Raw genomic sequence first — 25601 nt, 5'->3', positions numbered from 1 at the left:
GGCACTCAGTTCGTGTTCGAGCGCGACCGGTCCAGGTAACCCCTCGACCGAGCCACCTGCTGCTCGAGCGCATCGACGGTGACGGCCATCGTCTCCACCGCTTTCGCGCGGTACCCGTCGATGGCGTCCATCGTCGAGAAGACGTTGTCGAAGGCGTGCTGCAGCGTGTCGACGCTGACACCCGACGACGACGCCTGCTCGTGGACCATCCCGGTCTGCTGTTTCAGGAGTTCGCTCGTGCGATCGATCATCGAGTTGGTGGTTTCGTTGAGCGCGCCGATCTGGTCGAGCACCAACCGCTGGTTCTCGAGCGCCTCAGCGACGACCACGGCGGTGCGGAGAGCCGAGATGGTCGTCGTCCGTGCGCGCTCGACAGCTTTGATGAGCTCCGAGTTGTTCCTGCGGACCACATCGAGAGCGAGGTACCCCTGAACCGACACTGCGATCTGCGTGGTCAGGTCCTGCCGGCGCTGGCGGATGGGGAACAGGGCGTCCGCGGTCATCGCGTCGGCACGTCGCGGGTCGGATGCTCGGAGCTCCGCGATCCGCGCCGCGGTGGCGGCGTCGAGCGCGGAGGCGAGGGCGTTGTACTCGGCGAGCGTGCCCAACGTCGCCCAGATCGTCGCACGCTCCTGTTCGATCGCGGCGTTGTCTTTTAGGAGCTCGTCCTGACCCGAGATCAGCGCCCTGATGATCGCATCGAGCTGCTTCTGCGCCGACTGGTACCGCTCGAAGTAGCGCGTCAGCTTGCGGCCGCCCGGGATGCGGATCAGCGCACGCTTGGGCCCGGTCAGGTCGGCGCGTCCCGGGTCGAGCTCGGTGATGGTCGTCCGGAGGTCCAGCAGTGCACGCGCCACCTGGGCCTGCGGATCCGACGCTGCTCCGCGTCCCCGGGCGGCGGCGAGCGAGGACGACGGCCGCTCGAGCATCCGGTTCGACATATCCGCCGACGAGCGGACCTCCTGCTCGCCCAGGCGGGTGATGTCGACGATCTTGCGGGTGAACTCCGGGCTTCCCGGCTCCAGGGCAGCCAACTCGTCCACGAAGGCCTGCGCCTTGCCCTGCAGCTCGGCGCGCTTGCCCGGCGGGACCGCGACCATGCCGATCGCCTGGTCCTCCCCAATCTCCGGGACGGCAGCGGGCGGAGTGAGCACGACCCCAGCGTTCTCGCCGCCGTCGGGCGCCGAGGACGACCGATCCCCCTCGAGTTCGGACATGCGCGTCTCCTCTCCGGAGCGGCAGTGCCCCGAGACAAGAGTAGAACGAGGGGCCGTTCGCGCCGCGGCAGAAATGCGTCGCCGCGCGTTTGCGCGAGAGGGCCGTCAAGTAGTGGCTCTCGACGCGATCGCATCTACTCCGCTCGCGCAGCTGCCAACATCGTGTGCTTCTCGCCGACAAGGCGATCGCTCAAGCCCTCCAATAGCCGCCTGGGGCCGGTGTCTTGCCGGAGTCCCGCCGGCGGGTATGTGCTAGGTCCGATCAACACGATGAGCACTTTTTCTGGGAGGGCATGATGGAAAGTTCGACATACTTCGGCACCGACATCGCGGGGATGATGCACGCTGCTCGTGCGGAAGCGCGACGCATTACGGAAGCCAACAAGGGCGACTACGTCAGCGACCACAAGGCGATCCTCGAGCGGCTGGAGGCGGCAGAACTGATCACCGACGAAGAGGTGCAGACCCTTCTCGACCTTTATGTCCTGGGGTACGAAGCCGGCGAAGGCAAGGGCGACCCGCAGCGCGCGTTCTTCGAGTCGCGCCAGGTCTACGACCGGCTCGCCGCAGGCGGCAAAGCCAGCCCTGTGGCGCTGGTCGTCGCATCGGCCGCCGTTGGCTCGTTCGACGTCTCCGTAAACCCCGAGGGATCCACCACGGTCAGCATCGCCAGGGTCAGCTACGGCTCGAGTTTGGCGGGCATCGGCGCCGGCATCGGCTCGCTTCTCGGCGGCCCGGCCGGCGGCGTACTTGGCGGCGCGATCGGAGGACTGATCGGGGGAATCGTCGACGACAAGAAGGGGAAGAAGTAAGCCAGGGCGCTTCTGGTTGCTTGGCCGTTCCCGGTAGGACACGGGGACGCAGGCACTCCCATGAATCTCCTATCAGGTACGTCCGAACCGGAACTCGACCGCGACTGAAACGGCGCTAGGACGGCTCAGCCCAGCCGTGGAAAAGGGGTCCGTGCCAGAGTGTGCGTCCGTGCTTGTAGTGGATGACGAACTCGGGGAATCCTGCGGCGACGAGTTGCTCCGCGATGACACCGACTTCGACGGGTGCGTTGTCGCCCATTTGTTTCACCGCGGACTTGAGCCGATAGTTCACGATCAGCTTTGACAGGCCGGACCTCATGCGCAACTCTCGCGGACAATCTGCGGACGTGCGTACCGAGACCGTTCGCTCCGCCCAGCGATACGGCGGGAAAACTGCTAAAGCTACACGTTGAAGCGGAACTCCACCGCGTTACGTCAGAGAACAACGTCAGGTCCCCGTACCTGCATTCGTCGGGGAAGCGTGCTTGACAGCTGGCGCAGGGTAATCATCGACATGTTTCCGGTACGCAGAGCGGCTCGGAATTAACGCGTCGTGTTGAGCCAAACGCGTTTCGTGCCTTCGTTGTAGCTGACGACGACGATCTGATCCCGTATCTTGCGGCGGTCTTGTGGTGTGACATTCGCCGCGCCAAAAAAGCGGTCCGTGACCTCTTCAGGCGTCTCCGGGAAGACGTCAGATGGATTCCACCAGTACAAGATCAAAGCTCGCTTTTGGTCCTCCTTCAACGACTGGGCAATCCGCTGCCACCACCACGAGTCCGTCGCCCCGAGCGAGCTGCCGAAAACAACGAAGAGGTGAGTGTCGGAGAAGAGGTGGGCATATCGAGTATCCGCACGGGCCCAGTACGGCTTCGCGAGCTTGGCGTTCTTGGCGCGGGGATCGCCGTCCAGGTCCACACCGAAGAGTAGAGACCGAGGGATGTCCTGATACCCATGTGGATGGACTACCTGCGCCTCGACGTAGCTTGAAGATGCAAAGTTCCAGCCGGACCGATCGAACCCGCGCGGATCCGCATAAAACGTGAAGTTCGTGTCGACTGTCTTGTATGGCAGCGGGTCGAACTGCGTCGAGTCCATGAAGAGATAGTTGTCGAGAAGGGACGTGTAGTTGAAGTTTACGAAGTAGTAGTTATAAGTGTCATAGTTCGACTTGAGCAAGCCGAAAGGTACCTTGCGCAACTGCGTCTCGTCGTCCACGTCCCAGAGGAAACGAGAGAGCGTCTCGAGACTCCAGCTTCGTGTCTCCGCGTCGTGGCTGAGTTGCGCCAGTAGAGAGCTGCTAACAACGGTGTTCAGAAATTCGGAGAAACAGGCTCTGACCTCGACAAGGGATGTTCGTATGTCCTCGATAGGAACACGCTTCGCGGCCAACTGAGCGAGGCACCCTTCGACATCGCTCCAATTCGCTAATCCGCTGCCGAGTGAGGCTTCCATCTCCCGAAGGACCAGGTTGTCGGCGCTAAGGTTCTTCATCTTCATGAAGTGATAGAAGTCTGCGTATCGGGTGGTGGTCTTCTGCTCGTACTCATTCAACACTTGAATGTCGAAGCCGTTGCCGACGAGGGCCATGATGTTGAATTGCGTGTCTTTGTCCTTCATCCGTTCCGGACGCGGATAACCCAAGACTTCCCCCTGTACGGTTCTTCCGATCGAACAACCCTCCCTGTGAGCGTACTTCCCACCACAGGAGGCCATCTGGTGATACGTGTCATTCCGACGCAAGACGTGAGTGAGAAGTCGGAGGGCTGAGACCCTCTACGTTCCCATGGGCGATTCACACGTTGAAGCGGAACTCCACCACGTTACGTCACGGATAGGCATCAGATTTTGCATCGCGACAACACTCTTAGCCCGACGTCGAACTCAGGTCCGCCGTCCAGGTCTCAGGCTCGGGCTCGTCATTGTTCGAACGACACTCTCGCCCTGCATATCGTTGCGGTATGTCAGCGATCCCCGGGAAACAGGTTCACCGAGAGTTGGTCGCGCTTCTAGGGCCCGTCCTCGAGAAGGAAGGCTTCCGTCGGATCCGTCCTGGATCGACAGCTGCTTGGTCCAAGCCTGTTGGAGAACAGTTCCTCCTCGTATGGGTACAGCTATCGCGATCCGGCGACCCGTTCGGCTGGTACGGGACGTCGCTTACTGTCGAGTTCGAGTTGAGCGAAGCTGCCGTGCCCGGGACCGGTCGCCCCAGGGAACGACTGACCCGCTTGCTCTCGCACAAGGAGCGGGAGGAGATTCGGCGCAATCAGAATGCGTTCATTGGCCGGCTGCCTTCAGCTCCCACCGTCGCGCTCACGCAAGTTCCGGTTTCTTTACGATCCAAGTACCTTGCACACGGCGATCAACACAATGAACCATATGCGGACAACGAGGACGTCTGGTTGCGGTATGCCGACGCCCGAGACCTTCAGAGCTGGTTCCCACTCCTGCAAAAGATGGTGCCTGCAGCTATTCGCGAAGCTGTTATCCGTTTCGGGGTCGACCTTCAGCTGTAATGCGAATTGCCACCGACGGGCGCGCGGTAAGTCGCCTCAATCAGCCCTTCGACGTTGACTGGCCTATGAAGGGTCCCATTGGCGTCCACTGGGTCACCGCGTTGCATACCGTCAGGGCTCGCGTCGCTCGCGACTGACCGGCGTGATCGTTGTGGCCCCATCGGGGACGCGCGAGGACGCTCGGCGGCGTGACAGCATCGTCCCATGCCTCCCCAACTCGCCGTCGACCGCGCGGATTACGCCGCGCTCAGCGCACGTGTGCGCCATCGCGACGTTCGACTCTACCGAAAGCGGTCCGGCCTGCGTCTCCCGGCCATCGCGGTCCTGCGGAGAGTCCTCCGCACATCCGTCGTCATCCCGTCGACCCTATTCGTCCTGGTATTCGTCACCTTCGCCGCTCTCGTGATGACCGCGGCCACCATCCTTCGCATCGCCCAGGATGGGAATCGCAGCGTCCCCGCCCTCGCCGGGACGACGGCACTCATGTTTGCGATACTGCTGGGTTGTCTCGCGCTGGTGACCTGGGTGACGCGGCTGATGTCGGACATCGTGATCCGCGACGCGTGGTTCGCTCCCAACTGGCGCCGACGCTACCGCCTTCACCGTTTCGCAGCGGACAACGGGCTCTCCTACGTCCCGGAGGCGGTCGGCTTCCGCCGTTCCGGCGTGATCTTCACCGCTGGGAGTTCGCCGCGAGGGTACGACATCCTCTCGACCGGACCTGGCTCGGACTTCGAGGTCGGCAACTTCCAGTACGCGGGCGACTGGCGAAGCGAGCGGGCGTTGCGCCGCTTCGGCTACTTCCGGCTGCGCCTCCCGGGTGCGCTGCCGCACCTGGTGCTCGAGGCACGACGCAATCGGCGATGGTTCGGCCGCAGCAACCTGCCCTGGCGCTTCACGTCGTCACAGGCGCTGTCGCTGGAGGGCGACTTCGACCGTTACTTCCACCTGCACGTCCCGAAGGGCTCCGAGCAGGACGCGCTCTACCTATTCACACCCGACCTGATGGTCCTGTTAATGGACCGCGCCGCGGACTTCGACGTGGAGATCGTCGACGACTGGATGTACGTGTACTCCCCCAAGCCGTTCCGAATGACCGACCGACGTACGTACGATCGCTTGTTCGCGGTGCTCGATACGGTCGGCAGGCGCACGCTGGACCGGTCTGCCCGCTACACGCAGCATCAGTCGCCGGTCTGGTACCGGGTCCCGAGCCGGTTGATCCGCAGCGTCCGAATCGGGCCGATCGTGATCGCGGGGGTGTACCTGTGCCTGCTGGTAGGGCGGCTCATGGTGTGGGGGCAGTGAGCTTGAATTCACATTCCACGACTAAGGGGACTGCCCCACTGGAGCTGTCAGGGTCTTGACCGTGCGCTTACCTATCGAATAAAAGCACTGATCAGCTAGACATTAAATCTGAACTCGACCACGTCGCCGTCGTGCATGACGTAGTCCTTGCCCTCCATGCGTGCCTTGCCGCGGGAGCGCGCCTCGGCGACGGTGCCCGCATCCATCAGGTCCTCGAACGAGATGACCTCGGCCTTGATGAAGCCCTTCTCGAAGTCGGTGTGGATGACGCCGGCCGCCTGCGGGGCCTTTGCGCCCTTGGGGATGGTCCAGGCGCGCGACTCCTTCGGCCCGGCCGTGAGGTAGGTCTGCAGGCCGAGCGTGTCGAAGCCGATGCGCGCCAGCTGGTCGAGGCCGGACTCGTCCTGGCCGGTGGACGCGAGCAGCTCGGCGGCGTCCTCCGGGTCGAGGTCGATCAGCTCCGACTCCAGTTTGGCGTCGAGGAAGACGGCCTGGGCGGGTGCGACGAGCGCGGCCAGCTCAGCGCGGCGGGACTCGTCGGTCAGGACGTCCTCATCCACGTTGAACACGTAGATGAAGGGCTTGGCGGTGAGCAGGCCGAGCTCGCGGACCGGCTCCAGGTCGATGGACGAGCTGGAGAGCGGCTTGCCCGAGTTCAGGTACGCGATCGCCTCACGGGCTGTCTCGAGCACGATCGGCTCCAGTTTGCGGCCCTTGACCTCCTTCTCGTAGCGCTGCTCCGCCTTCTCGAGTGTCTGCAGGTCGGCGAGGATGAGCTCGGTGTTGATGGTCTCCATGTCACCGGCCGGGTCGGTCTTGCCGGCCACGTGCACGACGTCCGCGTCGCTGAAGCCGCGCACGACCTGGGCGATGGCGTCGGCCTCGCGGATGTTCGCCAGGAACTTGTTGCCGAGTCCCTCCCCTTCGCTCGCGCCCTTCACGATGCCGGCGATGTCGACGAACGAGACGGGGGCCGCGACGGTCCGCTCGCTGTGGAACAGCTCGGCCAGCCGGTCGAGCCGGGGGTCGGGCAGGTTCACCACACCGACGTTCGGCTCGATGGTCGCGAACGGGTAGTTCGCCGCCAGAGCGTCATTCTTGGTCAGCGCGTTGAAGAGGGTGGACTTGCCCACATTGGGCAGCCCGACGATTCCGATAGTGAGAGCCACGGTCGTCCATTCTACGGGGGCGGTGCGACACGGGCCGCCGGTCTCACTGCTCCAGCGCCGCGCGGTAGGAACGTGTCACGTACGGCAGCTCGATGGTGTCGCGCCCGGCGAGGTCGGGATGCTCGCGCAGCAGGCGACGGAGGGACTGGATGACGGCGGTCTGGCCCTCCGGATCCTTCGTGATGAAGTAACTGCGCGAGCGCGCCAGGTCCAGCAGTCCGTCATGCGAGAGGGTCTGCACCCAGCGCGTCTCGTGCTTCTCCAGCGGGCCGAGCGGGGCCGCAAGGACCGGGTCGGATGCGTCGTCGAAGGACGCGCTGCCCGCATCCATCAGCTCCCCCAGTTCGCGCACCCAGCCCACGCTCTCGTCGCGCTCGTTCCACACCAGGCCGAGGCGGCCTCCGGGGCGCAACACGCGCGCGACCTCGGGGATGGCCCGCGACGGATCCACCCAGTGCCAGGCCTGGGCGACGAGCACCAGCGCGAACGAGGCGTCCGGCACGGGGATGCGTTCCGCCGTCCCCTCGCTCACACTCACGGCGGGGAGGCGGTCGCGGAGGACGCGCAGCATCTCCGGTGACGGGTCGACGGCGGTCACGTCGAGACCGCGCTCCACGAGCGACGCAGCGAGCTTGCCGGTGCCCGCGCCGAGGTCGAGGACCGGACCATCGATCCCCTCGGTCAGCCAGCTGACCGCATCCGCCGGGTAGGACGGCCGGGCAGCGTCATACACGTCGGCCGCCCGGTCGAACGAGGCCGCGTGGAGGTCGAGCTGGTGACGGGATCGCATGCCGCGATGCTACGCGCGGCGGCGACGGCGCGCCCGGGCCGGTCGGTGAGGTGCTCGCAGGTGCGCGTCCACTCGGCGCGTCGAGCGCAGGTACGAGCACTTCGGCGAGGGGGCGGGCGGAGCACGGCGGGCGGATGCGGGGGCGGATGCAAGGGGCGGATGCGGCGGCGCGCGGGTGGGTTGCCGGGGCGCGTCGGTGGCGCGTGTCAGCATGACGAACGTGACCCTGGATTTCACCGCCATCGACTTCGAGACCGCCAACTCCTCCGCCGCGTCGGCCTGTTCGGTCGGGCTCGTGAAGGTCAGGAACGGCAAGGTCGTCGACCGGGCGGGATGGTTCATCCGGCCGCCACTGGGGCACGACCAGTTCCAGGAGTGGAACGTGCGCATCCACGGCATCCAGCCCGAACAGGTGGCAGATGCGGCAGGCTGGGTCGACCAGCTCGCGGACCTGGTCGAATTCGCCGAGGACGACCACCTGGTCGCGCACAACGCGGGCTTCGACATGGGCGTGATCCGGGCCGCGTGCGCGGCCACCTTCGTCGCCTGCCCCGAATACAGCTACCTGTGCAGCCTCCAGGTCGCGCGTCAGACTTACACTCTGGACTCGTACCGCCTGCCGGTCGCGGCCATGGCAGCAGGCTTCGAGGGCTTCCACCACCACGATGCGCTCGCGGACGCGGAGGCGTGCGCCGCCATCGTCATCCACGCGGCGAAGCGGCACGAGGCCGGCACGATCGCCGACCTGGCCGCGCTGACAGGCGCCCGCCTCGGCCGGATCGGCGTCCCCGTCGCGGCCTGACTGCGCTCCTACTCCCTCGCCCTCTCGCCCGCCCTCCCGCCGAGTTGCGACATGATGTCGCAATTCGCGTCGGATAGGCGCATCCGCTCACGACTCGCGGCCCGCGCGACCTCCAGTGTCGGCGGCCGCTGACACACTGAGCACATGGACCTCCTCGCCCTGCTCCTCGGCCTCCTGATCGGGCTCATCGTCGGCGCCGCCGTGGCCGGCTTCGCCGTCGTGAAGCTGGTGCGCGACCGTGCCGCTGCCAGCGGGCCGGTGGCTCCCGTGGTCGATCCAGCGCTGGTCGCGGCCCAGCACCAGGCGGAGATCGCCGAGATTCGGGCGGCTGAGGCGGCGGCGCAGGCCGAGATCCGCGCGACCGAGGCCGCGGTGCAGGCCGAGATCCGCGCCGATCTCGCGGCCGCGCATAGCCGAGTGGATGCGATGCAGGAGCAGCTGCGCATCGCCCAGGAGCAGTACCGCGAGACGGTCGAGCGGCACCGCGCCGAAGCCGAGGCCCACTCCGAGCGCGAGCGCACCGAGAGCAAGGTGCTGCAGGCCCTCGCCCCGGTGCGCGAGAGCCTGACCGAGATGCAGCGCAAGGTCGTCGAGCTGGAGTCCCAGCGCAGCCAGCAGCACGGTCAGCTGACCCAGCAGCTGCAGACGGCGGTCGAATCCGAAGAGCGCCTGCGCAGCACGGCCGAGGCCCTGGCGTCGGCACTGCGCTCGAACAGCACGCGCGGCGTCTGGGGCGAGACGCAGCTGCGCAGCGTGGTCGAGGCGGCGGGACTCCTCGAGCGAGTGGACTTCGACGTGCAGTCGAGCATCCACTCGGAGTCGGGCGCCGGCCGACCGGACATGATCGTGCGGCTCCCGGGCGGGAAGAACATCGCGCTCGACGCGAAGGTGCCGTTCAACGCCTACCTGGAGGCCAGCCAGATCCCCGCCACAGCGACGGGCGCCGAGGGTGCGCAGCGGGAGGCGCTGCTCAAGCAGCACGTCAAGGCGGTGCGCGACCACATCACGGCCCTCGGAAGCAAGGCGTACTGGACGGGGCTGGAGTCCTCCCCCGAGCTGGTGATCGCGTTCATCCCGAGTGAGTCGCTCGTCTCGTCGGCGCTCGAAGCGGACCCGTCGATCATGGAGTTCGCGTTCGGCAAGCGCGTGGCGCTCGCGTCCCCGGTCACCCTGTGGTCCGTGCTCAAGACGGTGGCCTTCAGCTGGCAGCAGGATGTGCTGACCCAGGAGGCGAAGCAGCTGTTCGACCTCAGCCGCACGCTGTACAGCCGCCTGTCGACGACGGCCGGCCACATCGAGAAGCTGGGCCGGTCGCTGGAGCGGACCGTCAAGGACTACAACGGCTTCGTCGGGTCGTTCGAGCGCCAGGTCTTCCCGGCCGCCCGCAAGCTGAATGCTCTCGACGAGTCGAAGGTGATCGGCGCCCTCGCCGGGATCGAGGAGTCGCCGCGGGAACTGACCGCCTTCGAACTCGTCAGCGAACTGGAGCCCAGCGAGCTCGAACCGCGCGAGCTCGAACCTCGAGACGTCGAACCGCGCGAACTCGAACCGCACGACATGCAGCCTCGAGACGTCGAACCGCGCGACATGCACGGCATCGACAAGATCGCGATCGAGGAGCAGGAGCGCGCGGCAGACAGCGGTCCCGCCGCCCGCACCGCATAGCCGAGCCGCGTCCGGGCCTGCCTGGTCGAGGCAGCCCGGCCGTCGGTCCACGAGTCGCGACAAGACGTCGCAACTCGCGGCGAATAGCAGCAACGACTCACGCCTCGCCGTCCGGAGCCACGCCGGGGCCGGCGCTGGGTCACCCGACCGCCGCGCCCTCTCACCGACGACGCCGCGAGTCGCGACAATTAGTCGCAACTCGCGTCGAATAGCCGCAACGACTCACGACTCGACGTCGCCCAGCCGACCCGCTAGAGCTGGTCCGGCTCCAGCCACTTCTCGGCCAGGTGGTCGGCGATCACGCGGCGGGCAGTACCGGACTTGGAGCGGAGCACGATCGACTCCGTGCGAATGATCGGGCCCTTGCGCCGAACACCCGCCACCAGCTGGCCGTCGGTCACGCCGGTCGCCACGAAGAACGTGTTGTCGCCCTTCACCAGATCGTCGGCGCTGTGCACCTTCTCCATGTCGAGGCCCGCGGCGATCCCCTGTGCGCGCTCCGCATCATCCTTCGGCGCAAGCCGCGCCTGCATGAAGCCGCCGAGCGCCTTGATCGCGCAGGCCGTCGTGACACCCTCGGGGCTGCCGCCGACGCCGATGCACATGTCGATGTTGGACTCGTAGCGCGCCGCATTGATCCCGCCGGCGACATCGCCGTCCAGCATCAGCCGGGTGCCGGCGCCGGCCGCGCGGATCTCCTCGATCAGTTCCGCGTGCCGCGGCCGGTCCAGCACGGCCACCCGGATCTCGCCCACCGGCTTCCCCTTCGCCTTCGCCAGCTCGCGGATGTTGTCACCGACCGATTGGGACAGGTCCACCACACCGCGGCCCTCGGCGCCGGTGACGATCTTCGACATGTAGAACACGCTCGACGCGTCGAGCATCGTTCCCCGGTCGGACACCGCGATCAGCGACACCGCGTTCTGACGCCCGGCAGCCGTCAGTGATGTCCCGTCGATCGGGTCCACCGCGATGTCCACCGACGGCCCCCGGCCGTTGCCGACGTGCTCACCGTTGAACAGCATCGGCGCGTTGTCCTTCTCGCCCTCGCCGATCACGATCACGCCGTCGAAGTTGACCGTCCCGAGGAACTTGCGCATCGCATCCACCGCTGCGCCGTCCGCCGCGTTCTTCTCACCGCGCCCGATCCACGGCGTCGCCCGGATGGCCGCCGCCTCGGTCGCCCGCACCAGCTCCATCGCCAGGTTCCGGTCCGGATGTGTGAAATGGGACGCGCTGTCGGTGCTGGTCATGATGGGTCCTCCCGGACGGATACGGAACACGAGTCGTCGATACCGGCGCGAGGCATCGCTGCCGGACGCTGCCAGTGTATCGGCCACCTCACGCGCCGGGAGGGGATCTGCACAGACGTCCACCCGTCCATGGCACCCTGATCGCCGAACGAGGAGTCCACGGTCGGCCGCCGGGCGCGCCGGTATGATGAGGGCGTTCGACATCCCCTTCCCTAGGAGCTGCAATGCCCATCGCCACGCCGGACCAGTACGCAGAAATGCTCGACAAAGCGAAGGCCGGCGGCTTCGCCTACCCGGCGTTCAACGTGTCGTCGTCCCAGACGATCAACGCTGTGCTGCAGGGTCTCACCGAGGCGGGAAGCGACGGCATCATTCAGGTCACCACCGGCGGTGCCGACTACTTCGCGGGCCAGAGCGTGAAGGCCCGCGCGACCGGCGCACTCGCGTTCGCCAAGTTCGCCACCGAGGTCGCCAAGAACTACCCCATCAATGTCGCGCTGCACACCGACCACTGCCCGAAGAACGCGCTCGACGACTTCGTGCTGCCGCTGATCGCCGCCTCCGAGGAGGAGGTGAAGGCCGGCCGCAACCCGATCTTCCAGTCCCACATGTGGGACGGCTCGGCGGTGCCGCTCGGCGAGAACCTCGAGATCGCGCGGGACATGATCAAGCGCACGAAGGCGATCAACGCCATCCTCGAGGTCGAGATCGGCGTCGTCGGCGGCGAGGAGGACGGCGTCAGCCATGAGATCAACGAGCACCTCTACACGACGCTCGACGACGCGATCCAGACAGTGGAGGCCCTCGGGCTCGGCGAGAACGGCCGCTACATGGCCGCACTCACCTTCGGCAACGTTCACGGCGTCTACAAGCCGGGCAACGTCAAGCTGCGCCCGGAACTCCTGAAGGAGATCCAGGACGGCCTGACCGCCAAGTACGGCCACGGCCCGAAGCCGCTCGACCTGGTCTTCCACGGCGGCTCGGGCTCCACCGACGAGGAGATCGCGGAGGCCGTGCGCAACGGCGTCGTGAAGATGAACATCGACACCGACACCCAGTACGCCTTCACGCGCACCCTCGCCGGTTACATGTTCCAGAACTACGACGGCGTTCTCAAGATCGACGGCGAGGTCGGCAACAAGAAGATCTACGACCCGCGCGCCTGGGGCAAGGTCGCCGAGTCCGGCATGGCCGCGCGCGTCGTCGAGGCCACGCAGCAGCTCGGCTCGGCCGGTCACTCCGGCAAGTAGTCGCACCAGGCGGCGGCGTCCGAGGCTCCGCCGCCCGGAACACGCACCAGCACCAGCGAGGAGGCGGCCGGGATGGCCGAGCAGGAACCGCAGCCGGACGAGCGGCCGCGCCCGCAGTTCGGGGAGCTCGCGCCGCCCGGCTGGGTGTGGCATCCCCCGGCGGACGCCGACCGGCTGGACACGTCGCGGCCGCTGGAGCGCGAGGACGACACCACCGCGCCGCCCGTCGGCGCACCCCTCTCAGGCGTGCGGCCCCCGCACCCGGGCGCGCCCATCCATTCGCCCGGCGAGCAGGCGCGTCTCGGCCAGGCCGCGCCGACCTGGAACCTCACGCTCACCATCCTGCTGGCCGTCTTCGGCTTCTTCGGGATGTCGTACTCGATCGCTTCGCTGCAGGCGATCCCGGCGTCGATGCAGCTGCTGCACAGCACGAACGGCCTCGGCGACTACACCCCGGCGCCCATCGTCGGCACGCTGGTGCTGGTGGGCTCCATCACCATGGCGCTCATCTGGGTCGTCTCCGCGGTGATCGCCGCGATGCTCCTGGTCAAGCGCCGGCTCGCGTTCTGGGTGCCCCTGGTCGCGGGAATCGTCGCGATGGTCGTCCTGTTGATCTTCGCGGGCGCGGTGCTCGCCACCGACCCGGTGCTTCTCGGGTTCTACAGCGGCACGACGACGCCCACGCAGACGCCGTAGGCGTCGGGAACCGCCGCGTCGTCAGCGGCTGCGGCCGCCGAGCGCCCGGGAGTCCTGCTTGCCGCTGATGTCCTTGCGGAGCTCCTTCGGCAGCGAGAACATGAGGTCTTCCTCCGCCGTCTTGACCTTCTCCACATCGCGGTAACCTGCGCCGGCGAGGTCGTCAAGCACCTCCTGCACGAGCACCTCGGGCACGGAGGCACCACTGGTCACTCCGATCGAGGACACCCCGTCGAGCCACTCCTGCTGGATCTCGGTCGCGTAGTCGACCCGGTAGGCCGCCTTCGCGCCGTACTCGAGCGCCACCTCGACGAGGCGAACGGAGTTGGAGGAGTTGGCGGAGCCGACGACGATGACGAGCTCGGCCTGCTCGGCGACCTTCTTGATCGCGACCTGGCGGTTCTGGGTGGCGTAGCAGATGTCGTCGCTGGGCGGATCCTGCAGGTTCGGGAAGCGCTCCCGCAGGCGGCGCACCGTCTCCATCGTCTCGTCGACCGACAGGGTCGTCTGCGAGAGCCAGACCACTTTGTCCGGGTCGCGGACCTCGATCCGGTCGACGTCGTCCGGACCGTTCACGAGGGTCACATGGTCGGGCGCCTCGCCCGCGGTGCCCTCGACCTCTTCGTGACCGGCGTGGCCGATGAGCAGGATCTGGAAGTCGTCGCGCGCGAACCGCACGGCCTCGCGGTGCACCTTCGTGACCAGCGGACAGGTCGCGTCGATCGCGCGCAGGCCACGGTCGGCCGCAGCGTTGACGACGGCCGGGGAAACGCCGTGGGCCGAGAAGACGACGTGCGCACCGGTCGGCACCTCATCGACCTCGTCGACGAAGATGGCGCCCTGCTGCTCCAGTTCGGACACGACGTGCACGTTGTGGACGATCTGCTTGCGCACGTAGACCGGCGCTCCGTAGAGGTCGAGCGCCTTCTCGACGGCGATCACGGCGCGGTCGACGCCGGCGCAGTAGCCGCGGGGCGCTGCCAGCAGGACCTTCTTGTGTCCGACGACCGGGTTATCCTGAAGCCGTCGCCTGGCGCCGGGAATGCGCGGCATCGGGAGGCTGATGGTTGCGTCGCTCACCCTTCGATCCTACGTGAGCACGCTGAACACGGAATGGGAGGGCGCGGTGAGCCAGACGACGGCGCAACCGACGACGGTGGCCATGCAGGCGGCCCCGCCGACCGTCGACGCGCCGTGGCCCGTCGCGCTGCTGAACAGCAAGATCAAGGGATGGATCGATCGCCTCGGCACCGCCTGGGTCGAGGGCGAGATCACCCAGTGGGGCACCTCCGGCGGCAACGTCTACGGCAAGCTCAAAGACCTCGACGAGGACGCCACGATCAGTTTCACCATCTGGTCGTCGGTGAAGGCGCGCATCCCTGCCGACCTGAAGCAGGGCGACCGTGTCGTTGCGGCGATCAAGCCGAACTTCTGGGTCAAGGGCGGCACCCTGACCATGCAGGTCTACGACATGAAGCACGTCGGCCTCGGCGACCTGCTGGAGCGCCTGGAGCGGCTCCGGCAGCAGCTCTCCGCCGAGGGTCTGTTCGCCGCCGAGCGCAAGAAGCGCCTCCCCTTCCTCCCGCACACGATCGGCCTGGTGACGGGCAAAGACTCGGACGCCGAGAAGGATGTGCTCCGCAACGCGCAGCTGCGCTGGCCGCAGGTGCGTTTCCGGGTCGTCCACGCGGCGGTGCAGGGCGACCGGACGGTGACAGAGGTCGTCTCGGCCATCCGGACGCTCGACGCCGACCCGGAGGTCGAGGTCATCATCGTGGCGCGCGGCGGCGGTGACTTCCAGAACCTGCTCGGCTTCAGCGACGAACGACTCGTGCGCGCGGCGGCCGACGCGGTGACGCCGATCGTGAGCGCGATCGGGCACGAGGCCGACCGACCGCTGCTCGACGAGGTGGCGGACCTGCGCGCGTCCACCCCGACGGATGCCGCGAAGCGCGTCGTACCGGATGTGGCGGAGGAGCTGGCTCGCGTGCAACAGGCCCGCGCCCGCATCGGGATGCGCGTCACGAACATGATCGCGCACGAGATCGACCGGATCGGCCACCTGCGCACCCGGCCGGTGCTCGCATCCCCGTCGTGGATCGTGGACGCCCGCGCCGAGGAGCTGACCCGCTACGTCGCCCGCGGCACCGAGCTGGTCGATCGTTGCGTCGAGCGCGAGAGCACCCGTGTCGCCGAGCTGCGCGGTCAGCTGCGCGCCCTGTCGCCGCAGGGGACGCTCGACCGGGGCTACGCGATCGTGCAGACCGCCGCGGGCCACGTGGTCACCGACCCCGCCGAGGCGCCGGAAGGCACGACACTCAGGCTGACGGTCTCCGGCGGTTCGATCGCCGCCACCGCCGGCGAAGAAGTTTCCTCACCCGCCGGGCACACGGAGTCATCCACAACTGAGGCCGGACGACCAGCGAGCGTACAGCGGGCCAAATAGAATGGATGCCATGCCCACCACCTCGACCTCCCCTGCCGGGGATCCGCTCAGCGCCCTCAGCTATGAGGAAGCACGCGATGAGCTGATCCGCGTCGTCACGGAGCTCGAGCAGGGTGCCACGACGCTGGAAGAGTCCATTGCGCTGTGGGAACGCGGCGAGGCACTCGCCCGGCACTGCGAAGAGTGGCTGATCGGCGCGAAGGCGCGGCTCGACGCGGCGCGCGCCGGTGGCGGAACGGCGCAGTCCTCCGGAACGCCGCAGACTTCGGGAGCGTTCGACGGCGAATGAGCCCCCGCGACAAACCACCGGCGGTCGTCGCCGAGCTCGGACGCCCCGAGACTCCGCAAGAGACCGCAGACCGCAAGGCCGTGAACTCGGCGAACCACCGCAACCGCCAGACGATCAACAACCTCGTCTACTCGCTCCTGGCGACGCTGGCGCTGGTCGCGGTGATCGTGCTCGTCGTGCCGCGCGGCAATCCGACGGCGACAACACCACCCGTCGACTACCCGTCGATCGTCCAGCAGGCGCAGGGCAGCGAGCCGGACGCCCTCCTGGTGCCGAAGCTGCCGTCCGGCTGGAAATCGAACAACGCTGAACTGCGCACCAAGACCGCCGACAAGGTCGACTCCTGGTACATCGGGCTGATCACGCCGAAGCAGCAGTTCATCGGCATCACGCAGGGTTTCGGCGCGAACGACAGCTGGGTCTCCGACCAGGTCGACAAGTCCCGCATCGCGGGCACCCGCGACATCGACGGCGTCACCTGGGATGTCTACGACAACCGGAAGTCGGGCTCGGACAACGGGAACGTCGCCTACGCGCTCGTCACCACATCCGGCCACAGCACCATCGTCGTCTTCGGTACAGCCGACGACACGGAGTTCCGCACGGTGGCGTCCTCGCTCGCCGGTCAGATCCACTCACTCGGAGGAGACAAGTAGTGCCCACCACGCGCCCCGGTAAGGTCTGGACTTCCATGCTCGAGGGCAACGCCCGCTTCATCGCGGGCGAGCCGCAGCATCCGCATCAGGATGTGGAGCGCCGCGAGTCGGTCGCCGGAGGCCAGAACCCCGTCGCGACGATCTTCGGGTGCTCCGACTCGCGCCTCTCGGCCGAGATCATCTTCGACATGGGCCTGGGCGACGCCTTCGTCGTACGCAACGCCGGGCAGGTCGTGTCGAGCTCGGTGATCGGCTCGCTGGAGTATGCCGTCGCGGTGCTGAACGTCCCGCTCATCCTCGTGCTCGGCCACGACAGCTGCGGCGCCGTCGCGGCGGCCATCGGCTCTCAGGCGGAGGACGCCGAGCCGCTCCCGCCGCACATCGCGCAGCTCATCGCTCCGATCGTCCCCGCCGTGCGCCGCGTGGTGGGCGACGGTGCGGTCGACCCGGCGGCCGTCGACGCCAGCGAGGTGGGCCGCGAGCACCTGCGCGACACCGTCGCCGAACTGCTCGCACAGTCCGAGATCATCTCCTCCGCGGTCGCCGAGAACACTCTCGCGGTCGTGGGCGCCAACTACCGGCTCGCGGAGGGCCGGGTCGTCCCCGACGTCGTCGTCGGCTTGCGCGACTGACGCAACCTCCGCCAACAGAAAGGAAATACACACCGTGGTGGACACCCAGGCGGACGCCGAGTACCGCATCGAGCACGACACGATGGGCGAGGTGCGCGTCCCGAAGAACGCCCTGTACAGCGCGCAGACGCAGCGAGCGGTCGAGAACTTCCCGATCTCCGGCTCGGTGCTGGAGCCCGCGCAGATCGCCGCGCTCGCCCGGATCAAGAAGTCGGCGGCGCTGGCGAACGCCCGCCTCGGGGTGCTCGACCAGGACGTCGCGGACGCGATCGCCTCGGCGGCTGACGAGGTCGCCGCGGGCGCCCACGACGCCGAGTTCCCGATCGACGTCTACCAGACCGGATCGGGCACGTCGTCGAACATGAACATGAACGAGGTGCTCGCGAACCTCGCGTCCGAACGCCTGGGCCGTCCGGTGCACCCGAACGACCACGTCAACGCGTCGCAGTCATCCAACGACGTCTTCCCGACTTCGGTGCACATCGCCGTCACCGGCGCGCTCACTGACGAGCTCATCCCGGCCCTCGACCACCTCTCGGTCGCGCTGGAAGAGAAAGCCGAGCTGTGGGCGGAGGCCGTGAAGAGCGGACGCACGCACCTCATGGACGCCACACCGGTCACCCTCGGTCAGGAGTTCGGCGGCTACGCAGCCCAGATCCGTTACGGCATCGAGCGAATCCGGGCCGCCCTCCCCCGCGTGGCCGAGGTCCCGCTCGGCGGCACGGCGGTCGGCACCGGCATCAACACGCCGCTCGGCTTCCCGCAGCTGGTCATCGAGCTGCTCACCGAGGAGACCGAGCTGCCGATCACCGAGGCGCGCAACCACTTCGAGGCGCAGGCCAACCGCGACGCGCTGGTGGAGGCATCCGGCGCGCTCCGCACGATCGCCGTCTCGCTGACGAAGATCTCCAACGACCTGCGCTGGATGGGCTCCGGCCCGAACACCGGCCTGGGCGAGCTGCACATCCCGGACCTGCAGCCAGGCTCGTCGATCATGCCCGGCAAGGTCAACCCGGTCATCCCGGAGGCCGTGCTCATGGTCGCCTCGCGCGTCATCGGCAACGACGCGACCATCGCCTGGAGCGGCGCCTCGGGCCTCTTCGAGCTGAACGTCGCCATCCCGGTCATGGGCACCGCCCTGCTGGAGTCGATCCGTCTGCTCACGCAGGCCAGCCGGGTGCTCGCCGACAAGACCATCCGCGGCCTGGAGGCGAACCTCGACCGAGCCCGCGCGTTCGCCGAGTCGAGCCCGTCGATCGTCACCCCGCTGAACCGCGTCATCGGCTACGAGTCCGCCGCGAAGGTCGCCAAGCACGCCGTCGCGAAGGGCATCACCGTGCGCGAGGCCGTCATCGACCTGGGCTTCGTCGACCGCGGCGAGGTCACCCTGGAACAGCTGGACGCCGCCCTCGACGTCCTCTCGATGACGCGCCCCGGCTGACCCGCACCTCCTCCCCCACCGTCGAGTACACAAAAACTGCACGCCGAGAGCGCTCTCGGCGTGCAGTTTGTGTGTACCAGCCGCTCGTCAGTGGTCCAGTGTGACGAAGTGCTCGCACTGCCAGCGCTGAGTGGCTACGGCCTGGGCGCTCTCGACGACGGACCACGGCGGATACACGCGAAACCCGCGCTTTCCGTCCCGACCGCCCGCGGATGTGACGCCGCGCTGAGCCAAGACAGTCGCCGGGAAGACGAAGGCTCCGAACCGAAGGCCCTCGCGCGTGACGATCACCATCCGCATCTGGGCGTCCTCTGGGTATGGCTCAGTGCCCCCGTCGGCGGCTCGGCGCCACACCGCCACGAACAACCCGGCCTTCTGCGGTGTGACCCTTGCGACCCGGAACCGCGAGAGGCACCCCTCGACTCCGCTGACCGCGCTGCCATAGCCGGTATTCTCAGCGTCCAGGCGCAACTCCGACCGCAGCATACCGAGGGCTTCCGCCGCCAGCACCACGTCCGTGTTCAATCCGTCCTCGCTCATCTGCAGCCCTTCCCTCACTCCTTAAGACGGGCCCACCTCCCGCTCGTGACGCCCGCCACCGTCGAGTACACAAAACTTGCACGCTGAGAGCGCTCTCGGCGTGCAGTTTTTGTGTACTCGACGGCGGATGCGGGCAGCGGCAAGTCCACGCTCCGCGCCGGGTCGCCGCAGTGACGGGCGGCCCATACACGGAGATCGACGGACTGTTCCACGGTGCCGAGTGGGGAGAGCGGCCCAGCTTCGTGAAGGATGTTCGGGGCTTCACCGGGGCCGATTCCTGGACGACGGAGTGGCAGTACACCTCAGTGCGCCCGCTGCTGGCGGAGCGGGCCGATCTGCTCGTCTGGCTCGACAAACACACAAACTGCACGCCGAGAGCGCTCTCGGCGTGCAGTTTGTGTGTACTCGACGGCGGGGGCGGGTCAGGCTAGGTCGTTGGCCTCGAGCATCTGGGTGACGAGGGCGGCGATGGCGGAGCGCTCCGAGCGGGTGAGGGTGACGTGCGCGAAGAGCGGGTGGCCCTTCAGGGTCTCGATCACGCTGGCGACGCCGTCGTGACGGCCGACGCGGAGGTTGTCGCGCTGGGCGACGTCGTGCGTGAGCACCACCCGCGAGTTCTGCCCGATCCGGCTGAGCACCGTGAGCAGCACGTTGCGCTCCAGCGACTGCGCCTCGTCGACGATCACGAACGCGTCGTGCAGCGACCGCCCGCGGATGTGGGTCAGCGGCAGCACCTCCAGGATGCCGCGGTCGAGGACCTCGTCGAGCACGTTCTGAGACACCAGCGCGCCGAGCGTGTCGAACACCGCCTGCCCCCACGGATTCATCTTCTCGCTCGCGTCGCCGGGGAGGTAACCGAGCTCCTGACCGCCGACCGCGTACAGCGGGCGGAACACCATGATCTTCTTGTGCTGCCGCCGTTCCAGCACCGCCTCGAGGCCGGCGCACAGCGCGAGCGCCGACTTGCCGGTTCCGGCGCGGCCGCCCAGCGAGAGGATGCCGATCTCCGGGTCGAGCAGCAGGTCGATTGCGAGCCGCTGCTCCGCCGAGCGTCCGTGCAGCCCGAAGACGTCGCGGTCGCCGCGCACCAGCTTGACCTCGCCGTCCGCCACCACCCGCCCGAGCGCCGAGCCGCGGTCGGAGTGGATGACCAGGCCGGTGTTGATCGGGAGCCCTTCCGCCTGCTCGCTGCGCATCCACTCGTCGTCGTAGAGGGCCGCCATCTGGTCGCTGCCGAGGCTGACCTCGGCCATCCCCGTCCAGCCGGAGTCGATGACCTGCTCGTGCAGGTACTCCTCGGCGGCCAGGCCGATCGAGGCGGCCTTGACGCGGAGGGGCAGGTCTTTGGAGACGACGGTGACCGCGAGCCCGTCGTTCGACAGGTTGAGCGCGACCGCGAGGATGCGCGAGTCGTTGTCGCCGAGCTGCATTCCGCTGGGGAGGACCGACATGTTGGAGTGGTTGAGCTCCACCCGCAGTGAGCCGCCGTCGCCGACGGGGATCGGGAAGTCGAGCCGCTCGTGCTTCACACGCAGTTCGTCGAGGTTCCGCAGCGACTGCCGGGCGAAGTACCCGATCTCCGGGTCGTTGCGTTTGCCTTCGAGCTCGCTGATCACGATCACCGGGATGACCACCGAGTGTTCCGCGAAACGGAAGATCGCCTTCGGGTCGGAGAGCAGGACGGACGTGTCGAGCACGTAGGTGCGCTCGCTCGTCTTCGCCGCTCCCGAAGCCTCGCCGTTCGACCGGGTTGCTGCCTGTCGGGTTGCTGTTTCCGCCACGACCACTCCCACCCCGCCGCTCCCTCGGGAGCCGGCGGATCTCACTGGCGAGACGGCCGCTGGTTTCGAAACGAACGTACGTGGCCGTCTCGATCGGGCGCGGTGCCCGATGGCTCGAAACTACGCCCGGAGCTCAGCGCGAACCCCTCCTGCGACCGCGTGTCGTGTTTCGCTCAGGTGAACATTCGCCCCCAGTTCTGGAGGTTGCCGACCGGCGGCCGTCAGGTGAGCGACGCGTACGACGTGAACGCCGCCCGCAGCATCTCGAGCGTCTCCTCGGTCGTGCCGGCGTGGATGCTGATCCGCGCGTTCGTCGCACGTACCGACGCGGTGACGCCGTGGTTGAAGAGGGATGCGCCGAGCGCGGTGAGCTGGTCGGGCAGCGGTTCCAGGACGATGATGCCCGCGCGCTCGTTGGGGCTGCGCGAGGAGGTGACCGGCACGGCGAACTCGTCGGCCAGGTCGAGCACCCGCTCGACGTTGCCCGAGATCGCGGCGGCGACCGCATCCACTCCCACCGCGGCGACGTCTTCGAGGGCGGCGGCGAAGCGCGCCTCGGCGACGAGGTCCGGGTTGGAGACGGAGAACGCACCGGCGCCGTGCACCGGCTCGCGCACCTCGTCCCACGGCTGCTCCGGCCCGGACCCTGTCCACCCGCTGAAGACGGGCGTCAGGTGGTCGATCGCTCGCTCGCTGAGGGCGAGGAAGCCGGTGCCCCAGCCGGCGCGCATCCACTTCTGGCCGCCGGAGACGACGACGTCGGCCACCTCCCACGGCGCGTCCACCACTCCGAAGCCCTGGATGGCGTCCACGATCAGCAGGCGGTCGCCGATCACCTGGCGGATGCCGTCGATGTCGGCCAGGTAGCCGGTGCGCGAGTCCACCAGGCTGACCATGACCGCCGCGGTGCTGTCCGTGAGCTGTTCCCGGATGCGCGCGGGCGTGACCCGGTCGTGGTCGGTCTCGAGCCAGACAGGCGTGATGACGCGGAGCGCCTGCGCGGCGCGCTCGGCGGCGTAGGTGAGCGACGGGAACTCGGCCAGCGACACCAGAACGTCGCCGCCGGTCAGGCCGAACGCCGCGTGCAGGAGACCGCTGGAGGCGTTCGGCTGGAAGACGATCTGGTCGGCCGGGAACCGGGTCAGCGCACTGACCGCATCCCGGACCCGCTGGTCCTCTTCGCCCATCCGCGCGATGGTGCCGAACCGTCCCTTGGACAGGATCTCGTACTGCCCGATGACCTCCGCCCGCACGGTCGCCGAGAGCGGACCGACCCTGCCGTAGTCCAGATAACCGGCTTCTTCGCCGAAGCCGCGGGCGAACTCCTCGATCGTCGTCACCCTCCGATTCTGGCGGACGGCGACGAGCACCGGAAATCAGCCGCCGAAGCGGCGCTGGCGTCGGGAGTAGTCGCGCACCGCGCGCAGGAAATCCACCTCGCGCAGATCCGGCCCGAGCGCCTCGACGAAGTAGAACTCGCTGTGCGCGCTCTGCCACAGCATGAAGTCGCTGAGCCGCTGCTCCCCCGAGGTGCGGATGACGAGGTCGGGGTCGGGCTGGCCCCCGGTGTAGAGGTGCTCGCCGATGAGGTCGGGGGTCAGCAGGTCGGCCAGGGTCTCGAGGCTGCCACCGTCGGCGTGGTGGGCGGCCACGATGCTGCGCATGGCGTCGGTGATCTCCTTGCGGCCGCCGTAGCCGACCGCGAGGTTGATGTGCATGCCATGGTTGTCGGCCGTCCGCTGCTCGGCGTCGGCGAGCGCCTCCACCAGCCGGGCCGGGAGCCCGGTGGTGAGGCCGACGTGCTTCACCCGCCAGTCGCGGTAGTGCGACACATCGTCGGCCAGCTGGGCGATGATCTCGATCAGGTCGCCGAGCTCCCCGCTCTCGCGGTTGGTCAGGTTGTCCGACGACAGCAGGTAGAGGGTGACCACCTCGATGCCGAGATCGTCGCACCATTCCAGGAACTCGCGCATCTTCGCGGCGCCCGCGCGGTGCCCGTGCGCGACGGTGGTGAGTCCGGCCTGGCGCGCCCAGCGCCGGTTCCCGTCGATGATCATCGCGACGTGCTTGGGCAGGGAATCGCGGTTGAGGTCGCGGCGCAGGCGCTTCTGGTACAGCCCGTAGAGCAGCCAGCTCGCCTGCAGCCGGCTGCCCGGCGATGCTCGTCTGCTCACGCTGCTACGTTAGCGCCACCGTGACGGGATGCGACTCACGGCGTCCTCTGCTCACAGCATCCCGGCACCCTCCTCCCGTATTCTGGGAGCATGTCGCCTCGCAAGAGCCCGGACCCCGCCCGCCCGAACGGCGCGCGCGACAGTGCGCGCGCCGGCGAGGATGTCGCGGAGCTCCTGCGGGAGCCGACGATCGGGCTCAACGCATCCGACGCCGCCGTGCAGGCGGACGAGCGCGAAGCGCGCGACGGCGGCGGGGAGCTGCCCAACATCCCGCTGCTCGACGCCTCCCCTGCCGTCCCGGCCGATGTCAAGCCGACCTGGCGCGGCTGGCTGCACGCCGGCACGTTCCCGGTCACGATCGTGCTGGGCATCGTCCTGATCACGCTGGCGCACGGCGCGCCCGCCAAGTGGGCGTCCGCGGTATTCGTTTTGACGTCGATGCTGCTCTTCGGCAACTCGGCGCTCTATCACCGGGGCAACTGGAAGCCGCGCACGAAGATCCTGCTGAAGCGCATCGACCACGCCAACATCTTCCTGCTCATCGCCGGCACGTACACCCCGCTCGCGGTCCTGGCGCTGCCGCCGAGCAAGGGCATCCTGCTGCTGTCACTGGTGTGGGCCGGGGCGCTGCTCGGGATCGCCTTCCGCGTGTTCTGGATCAACGCCCCACGCTGGCTGTACGTCCCGCTCTACTTGGCGCTCGGCTGGGCCGCGATGATGTACATCGTCGACCTGTTCGACGCCAACGCAGCGATGATGACCCTGGTTCTGGTCGGCGGCATCCTCTACACGATCGGCGCCGTCATCTACGGGATGAAGCGGCCCAACCCGTTCCCGGGGCGCTTCGGGTTCCACGAGATCTTCCACGCGCTGACCGTGCTGGCGTTCCTCTGCCATTGGACGGCGACGCTCCTGATCGCGATGCACCCCGCCTACAACGCCGGCTGAGGCGCAGGGCGGTTCAGGTCGGCAGCGCCCGGCGTCCGGTCACCTGCTTCATGACCAGCGTGGACGACAGCTTCCGCACGCCCGGCAGCGCACCCAGCGGCCCGTCGAACAGCTCCTGGTAGCCGGTCAGGTCGGCGGTGAGCACGCGCAGCATGTAGTCCGGGTCGCCGAACAGGCGCTCGGCCTGCACGATGTTCCGGATGGCGAGCACGCCTTCCTCGAACGCGCCGACGGTGTCCGGGTCGGTGCGGTCGATGGTGACGAACACGATCGCCTCGAAGTCGAGACCGACCGCTGCCGGCGACACCACGGCGCGGTACTGCTCGATGACCCCGGCGCTCTCCAGTTCCCGCACGCGTCGGTGGCACGGCGACAGCGTCAGGCCGACGCGCGCGGCCAGGTCGGTGAGGCTGAGTCGGCCGTCTTCCTGTAGCGCGGCAAGGATCTGCCTGTCGATCGCATCCATACGGAAGATTCTTCCACTCTATCGGTGCGGACGGTCGAAAGTAGGGAGCACTTTCGTCCCGCGTTGGCATAGCTTTCCCGTGACAGCAAGAAACGGCGCGGAAGGGACGGCTATGGATCCGACACTCGTGATGGGCTTCTGGGCCGTCGCTGCCCTGCTCGTCTGCACGCCCGGCGCCGACTGGGCATACGCCGTCACCGCTGGGCTCGGCGGCCGCGCTCTCCTGCCGTCGATCGGCGGCATCCTCTTCGGCTATCTGATCGTCGTGCTCGCCGTCGCGGTGGGCCTTGGCGCCCTCGTCGCCGCCAACCCGGTGCTGCTGGATGTGCTCACCGTCGGTGGTGCGCTGTACTTGCTCTGGATCGGCATCAACGGTCTCGTCCGGTCGGCCGGACCGCTGTCCGCCCACGCGACCGACAGCACCGCCTCGCCGCTGACGTCGTTCCTGCGCGGCGCGGGAGTGAGCGGGTTCAACCCCAAGGGGCTGCTCGTGCTGGTCGCGCTCGTGCCGCAGTTCACCACAGCGAGCGGAGGGTGGGCGCCGGCCGCGCAGATGCTGCTGCTCGGCGGACTGTTCGTCGCGACCTGCGCCGTCGTCTACCTCAGCGTCGCCGTGCTCGCCCGGAAGCTGCTGGCGGCGCGGCCGCGGGGCACGATCGTGCTGGCACGGGTCTCGGCGGTCGCGATGACGCTCATCGGCGTCTCACTGCTCGCCGAGCGGGTGGCGCAACTGTTCTGACGGCGCCGCGG

The 25601-nt window shown here is 67.9% G+C and carries 26 protein-coding genes; 14 read left to right on the top strand and 12 right to left on the bottom strand.

What is annotated here, in order from left to right:
* Positions 1-5: 5 nt before the first annotated feature.
* Positions 6-1217, bottom strand: coding sequence for a toxic anion resistance protein (locus AB4079_RS17700; RefSeq protein ID WP_441788635.1), 1212 nt, complete (start codon positions 1215-1217; stop codon positions 6-8).
* Positions 1218-1513: 296 nt separating this feature from the next.
* Here AB4079_RS17700 and AB4079_RS17695 point away from each other — a divergent pair, with 296 nt between their 5' ends.
* Positions 1514-2029, top strand: a complete 516-nt coding sequence (locus AB4079_RS17695) for a hypothetical protein (protein WP_441788634.1) — start codon at positions 1514-1516, stop codon at positions 2027-2029.
* Positions 2030-2144: 115 nt separating this feature from the next.
* Here the strand turns inward: AB4079_RS17695 and AB4079_RS17690 are convergent, their stop codons facing one another.
* Together AB4079_RS17690 and AB4079_RS17685 are read right to left on the bottom strand one after the other, a co-directional pair.
* A complete protein-coding gene (locus tag AB4079_RS17690; RefSeq protein WP_441788633.1) occupies positions 2145-2348 on the bottom strand; it encodes a tail fiber domain-containing protein in 204 nt (67 codons plus the stop codon).
* A 224-nt stretch (positions 2349-2572) separates the two neighbouring features.
* Entirely contained in the window at positions 2573-3649 is a 1077-nt protein-coding gene (locus AB4079_RS17685) for an AbiH family protein (protein WP_441788632.1), read from the bottom strand.
* A gap of 341 nt (positions 3650-3990) precedes the next feature.
* On the opposite strand from AB4079_RS17685, the gene AB4079_RS17680 reads away from it, so the two are divergent.
* Positions 3991-4545 (top strand): hypothetical protein, encoded by a 555-nt coding sequence (locus AB4079_RS17680; RefSeq protein WP_441788631.1) that lies wholly within the window; start codon positions 3991-3993, stop codon positions 4543-4545.
* 204 nt (positions 4546-4749) lie between these two features.
* A complete protein-coding gene (locus AB4079_RS17675) occupies positions 4750-5853 on the top strand; it encodes a hypothetical protein (RefSeq protein ID WP_441788630.1) in 1104 nt (367 codons plus the stop codon).
* 95 nt (positions 5854-5948) lie between these two features.
* On the opposite strand, the gene ychF is transcribed toward AB4079_RS17675, so the two are convergent.
* The gene (ychF, locus tag AB4079_RS17670) at positions 5949-7022 is read right to left on the bottom strand and encodes a redox-regulated ATPase YchF (protein ID WP_441788629.1); all 1074 of its coding nucleotides are present in this window, start codon (positions 7020-7022) and stop codon (positions 5949-5951) included.
* A gap of 43 nt (positions 7023-7065) precedes the next feature.
* On the bottom strand, positions 7066-7812 hold the full coding sequence (locus AB4079_RS17665) for a class I SAM-dependent methyltransferase (RefSeq protein WP_441788628.1): 747 nt from the start codon (positions 7810-7812) through the stop codon (positions 7066-7068).
* 220 nt (positions 7813-8032) lie between these two features.
* Between AB4079_RS17665 and AB4079_RS17660 the strand changes: the two genes are divergently transcribed.
* Positions 8033-8614, top strand: coding sequence for an exonuclease domain-containing protein (locus tag AB4079_RS17660; RefSeq protein WP_441788627.1), 582 nt, complete (start codon positions 8033-8035; stop codon positions 8612-8614).
* 144 nt (positions 8615-8758) lie between these two features.
* Positions 8759-10279: a DNA recombination protein RmuC gene (gene rmuC / locus AB4079_RS17655; RefSeq protein ID WP_441788626.1), complete on the top strand. Its 1521-nt coding sequence runs from the start codon at positions 8759-8761 to the stop codon at positions 10277-10279.
* A gap of 251 nt (positions 10280-10530) precedes the next feature.
* Here rmuC and glpX read toward each other — a convergent pair whose 3' ends face one another.
* On the bottom strand, positions 10531-11532 hold the full coding sequence (gene glpX / locus AB4079_RS17650) for a class II fructose-bisphosphatase (protein WP_441788625.1): 1002 nt from the start codon (positions 11530-11532) through the stop codon (positions 10531-10533).
* A gap of 224 nt (positions 11533-11756) precedes the next feature.
* Here glpX and fbaA point away from each other — a divergent pair, with 224 nt between their 5' ends.
* Both fbaA and AB4079_RS17640 read left to right on the top strand, forming a co-directional pair.
* Positions 11757-12782 (top strand): class II fructose-bisphosphate aldolase, encoded by a 1026-nt coding sequence (gene fbaA, locus AB4079_RS17645; RefSeq protein WP_441788624.1) that lies wholly within the window; start codon positions 11757-11759, stop codon positions 12780-12782.
* 72 nt (positions 12783-12854) lie between these two features.
* A complete protein-coding gene (locus tag AB4079_RS17640) occupies positions 12855-13478 on the top strand; it encodes a DUF6264 family protein (RefSeq protein ID WP_441788623.1) in 624 nt (207 codons plus the stop codon).
* 21 nt (positions 13479-13499) lie between these two features.
* Here the strand turns inward: AB4079_RS17640 and AB4079_RS17635 are convergent, their stop codons facing one another.
* Positions 13500-14531 carry a 4-hydroxy-3-methylbut-2-enyl diphosphate reductase gene (locus AB4079_RS17635; protein WP_441788693.1) on the bottom strand — a complete coding sequence of 344 codons (1032 nt, stop codon included), beginning with the start codon at positions 14529-14531 and terminating at the stop codon, positions 13500-13502.
* 109 nt (positions 14532-14640) lie between these two features.
* Here AB4079_RS17635 and xseA point away from each other — a divergent pair, with 109 nt between their 5' ends.
* The 5 genes from xseA to AB4079_RS17610 are packed head-to-tail and all read left to right on the top strand — an operon-like array spanning position 14641 to position 18942.
* Positions 14641-15924 (top strand): exodeoxyribonuclease VII large subunit, encoded by a 1284-nt coding sequence (gene xseA, locus AB4079_RS17630; RefSeq protein WP_441788692.1) that lies wholly within the window; start codon positions 14641-14643, stop codon positions 15922-15924.
* 10 nt (positions 15925-15934) lie between these two features.
* Positions 15935-16213 (top strand): exodeoxyribonuclease VII small subunit, encoded by a 279-nt coding sequence (locus AB4079_RS17625; protein WP_441788622.1) that lies wholly within the window; start codon positions 15935-15937, stop codon positions 16211-16213.
* Positions 16210-16869, top strand: a complete 660-nt coding sequence (locus AB4079_RS17620; protein WP_441788621.1) for a DUF4245 domain-containing protein — start codon at positions 16210-16212, stop codon at positions 16867-16869. The genes AB4079_RS17625 and AB4079_RS17620 overlap by 4 nt, the downstream gene beginning before the upstream one ends.
* A gap of 35 nt (positions 16870-16904) precedes the next feature.
* Positions 16905-17501 (top strand): carbonic anhydrase, encoded by a 597-nt coding sequence (locus tag AB4079_RS17615; RefSeq protein WP_441788691.1) that lies wholly within the window; start codon positions 16905-16907, stop codon positions 17499-17501.
* Between the two features lie 34 nt (positions 17502-17535).
* A complete protein-coding gene (locus AB4079_RS17610; RefSeq protein WP_441788620.1) occupies positions 17536-18942 on the top strand; it encodes a class II fumarate hydratase in 1407 nt (468 codons plus the stop codon).
* An 87-nt stretch (positions 18943-19029) separates the two neighbouring features.
* Here the strand turns inward: AB4079_RS17610 and AB4079_RS17605 are convergent, their stop codons facing one another.
* The 4 genes from AB4079_RS17605 to AB4079_RS17590 all read right to left on the bottom strand — a co-directional run bounded on the left by AB4079_RS17605 (position 19030) and on the right by AB4079_RS17590 (position 23437).
* Positions 19030-19482: a MepB family protein gene (locus tag AB4079_RS17605; protein ID WP_441788619.1), complete on the bottom strand. Its 453-nt coding sequence runs from the start codon at positions 19480-19482 to the stop codon at positions 19030-19032.
* 422 nt (positions 19483-19904) lie between these two features.
* Positions 19905-21269: a PhoH family protein gene (locus AB4079_RS17600; protein WP_441788690.1), complete on the bottom strand. Its 1365-nt coding sequence runs from the start codon at positions 21267-21269 to the stop codon at positions 19905-19907.
* A 215-nt stretch (positions 21270-21484) separates the two neighbouring features.
* Positions 21485-22603 (bottom strand): aminotransferase class V-fold PLP-dependent enzyme, encoded by a 1119-nt coding sequence (locus AB4079_RS17595; RefSeq protein WP_441788618.1) that lies wholly within the window; start codon positions 22601-22603, stop codon positions 21485-21487.
* 36 nt (positions 22604-22639) lie between these two features.
* Positions 22640-23437: an isoprenyl transferase gene (locus AB4079_RS17590; protein ID WP_441788617.1), complete on the bottom strand. Its 798-nt coding sequence runs from the start codon at positions 23435-23437 to the stop codon at positions 22640-22642.
* 90 nt (positions 23438-23527) lie between these two features.
* Between AB4079_RS17590 and trhA the strand changes: the two genes are divergently transcribed.
* Positions 23528-24385: a PAQR family membrane homeostasis protein TrhA gene (trhA, locus tag AB4079_RS17585; RefSeq protein ID WP_441788616.1), complete on the top strand. Its 858-nt coding sequence runs from the start codon at positions 23528-23530 to the stop codon at positions 24383-24385.
* Positions 24386-24398: 13 nt separating this feature from the next.
* Here the strand turns inward: trhA and AB4079_RS17580 are convergent, their stop codons facing one another.
* Positions 24399-24851, bottom strand: a complete 453-nt coding sequence (locus AB4079_RS17580; RefSeq protein ID WP_441788615.1) for an Lrp/AsnC family transcriptional regulator — start codon at positions 24849-24851, stop codon at positions 24399-24401.
* Between the two features lie 112 nt (positions 24852-24963).
* Between AB4079_RS17580 and AB4079_RS17575 the strand changes: the two genes are divergently transcribed.
* Entirely contained in the window at positions 24964-25590 is a 627-nt protein-coding gene (locus tag AB4079_RS17575; protein ID WP_441788614.1) for a LysE family translocator, read from the top strand.
* Positions 25591-25601: the final 11 nt, after the last annotated feature.

The organism is Leifsonia sp. 2MCAF36 (assembly GCF_052115525.1).
In the GTDB taxonomy this organism is placed as follows: domain Bacteria; phylum Actinomycetota; class Actinomycetes; order Actinomycetales; family Microbacteriaceae; genus Leifsonia.
This window is presented reverse-complemented; position numbering and strand designations above follow the sequence as displayed.

Coding starts and splice junctions, on each gene's coding strand:
- AB4079_RS17625 (WP_441788622.1), top strand. CDS start 15,935: ATGCCCACCACCTCGACCTCCCCTGCCGGGGATCCGCTCAGCGCCCTC.
- AB4079_RS17620 (WP_441788621.1), top strand. CDS start 16,210: ATGAGCCCCCGCGACAAACCACCGGCGGTCGTCGCCGAGCTCGGACGC.
- AB4079_RS17700 (WP_441788635.1), bottom strand. CDS start 1,217: ATGTCCGAACTCGAGGGGGATCGGTCGTCCTCGGCGCCCGACGGCGGC.
- AB4079_RS17580 (WP_441788615.1), bottom strand. CDS start 24,851: ATGGATGCGATCGACAGGCAGATCCTTGCCGCGCTACAGGAAGACGGC.
- trhA (WP_441788616.1), top strand. CDS start 23,528: ATGTCGCCTCGCAAGAGCCCGGACCCCGCCCGCCCGAACGGCGCGCGC.
- AB4079_RS17685 (WP_441788632.1), bottom strand. CDS start 3,649: ATGAAGGACAAAGACACGCAATTCAACATCATGGCCCTCGTCGGCAAC.
- glpX (WP_441788625.1), bottom strand. CDS start 11,532: ATGACCAGCACCGACAGCGCGTCCCATTTCACACATCCGGACCGGAAC.
- AB4079_RS17690 (WP_441788633.1), bottom strand. CDS start 2,348: ATGAGGTCCGGCCTGTCAAAGCTGATCGTGAACTATCGGCTCAAGTCC.
- AB4079_RS17635 (WP_441788693.1), bottom strand. CDS start 14,531: ATGCCGCGCATTCCCGGCGCCAGGCGACGGCTTCAGGATAACCCGGTC.
- rmuC (WP_441788626.1), top strand. CDS start 8,759: ATGGACCTCCTCGCCCTGCTCCTCGGCCTCCTGATCGGGCTCATCGTC.
- AB4079_RS17605 (WP_441788619.1), bottom strand. CDS start 19,482: ATGAGCGAGGACGGATTGAACACGGACGTGGTGCTGGCGGCGGAAGCC.
- AB4079_RS17675 (WP_441788630.1), top strand. CDS start 4,750: ATGCCTCCCCAACTCGCCGTCGACCGCGCGGATTACGCCGCGCTCAGC.
- AB4079_RS17665 (WP_441788628.1), bottom strand. CDS start 7,812: ATGCGATCCCGTCACCAGCTCGACCTCCACGCGGCCTCGTTCGACCGG.
- xseA (WP_441788692.1), top strand. CDS start 14,641: ATGCAGGCGGCCCCGCCGACCGTCGACGCGCCGTGGCCCGTCGCGCTG.
- AB4079_RS17575 (WP_441788614.1), top strand. CDS start 24,964: ATGGATCCGACACTCGTGATGGGCTTCTGGGCCGTCGCTGCCCTGCTC.
- AB4079_RS17695 (WP_441788634.1), top strand. CDS start 1,514: ATGGAAAGTTCGACATACTTCGGCACCGACATCGCGGGGATGATGCAC.
- AB4079_RS17680 (WP_441788631.1), top strand. CDS start 3,991: ATGTCAGCGATCCCCGGGAAACAGGTTCACCGAGAGTTGGTCGCGCTT.
- AB4079_RS17640 (WP_441788623.1), top strand. CDS start 12,855: ATGGCCGAGCAGGAACCGCAGCCGGACGAGCGGCCGCGCCCGCAGTTC.
- AB4079_RS17615 (WP_441788691.1), top strand. CDS start 16,905: ATGCTCGAGGGCAACGCCCGCTTCATCGCGGGCGAGCCGCAGCATCCG.
- fbaA (WP_441788624.1), top strand. CDS start 11,757: ATGCCCATCGCCACGCCGGACCAGTACGCAGAAATGCTCGACAAAGCG.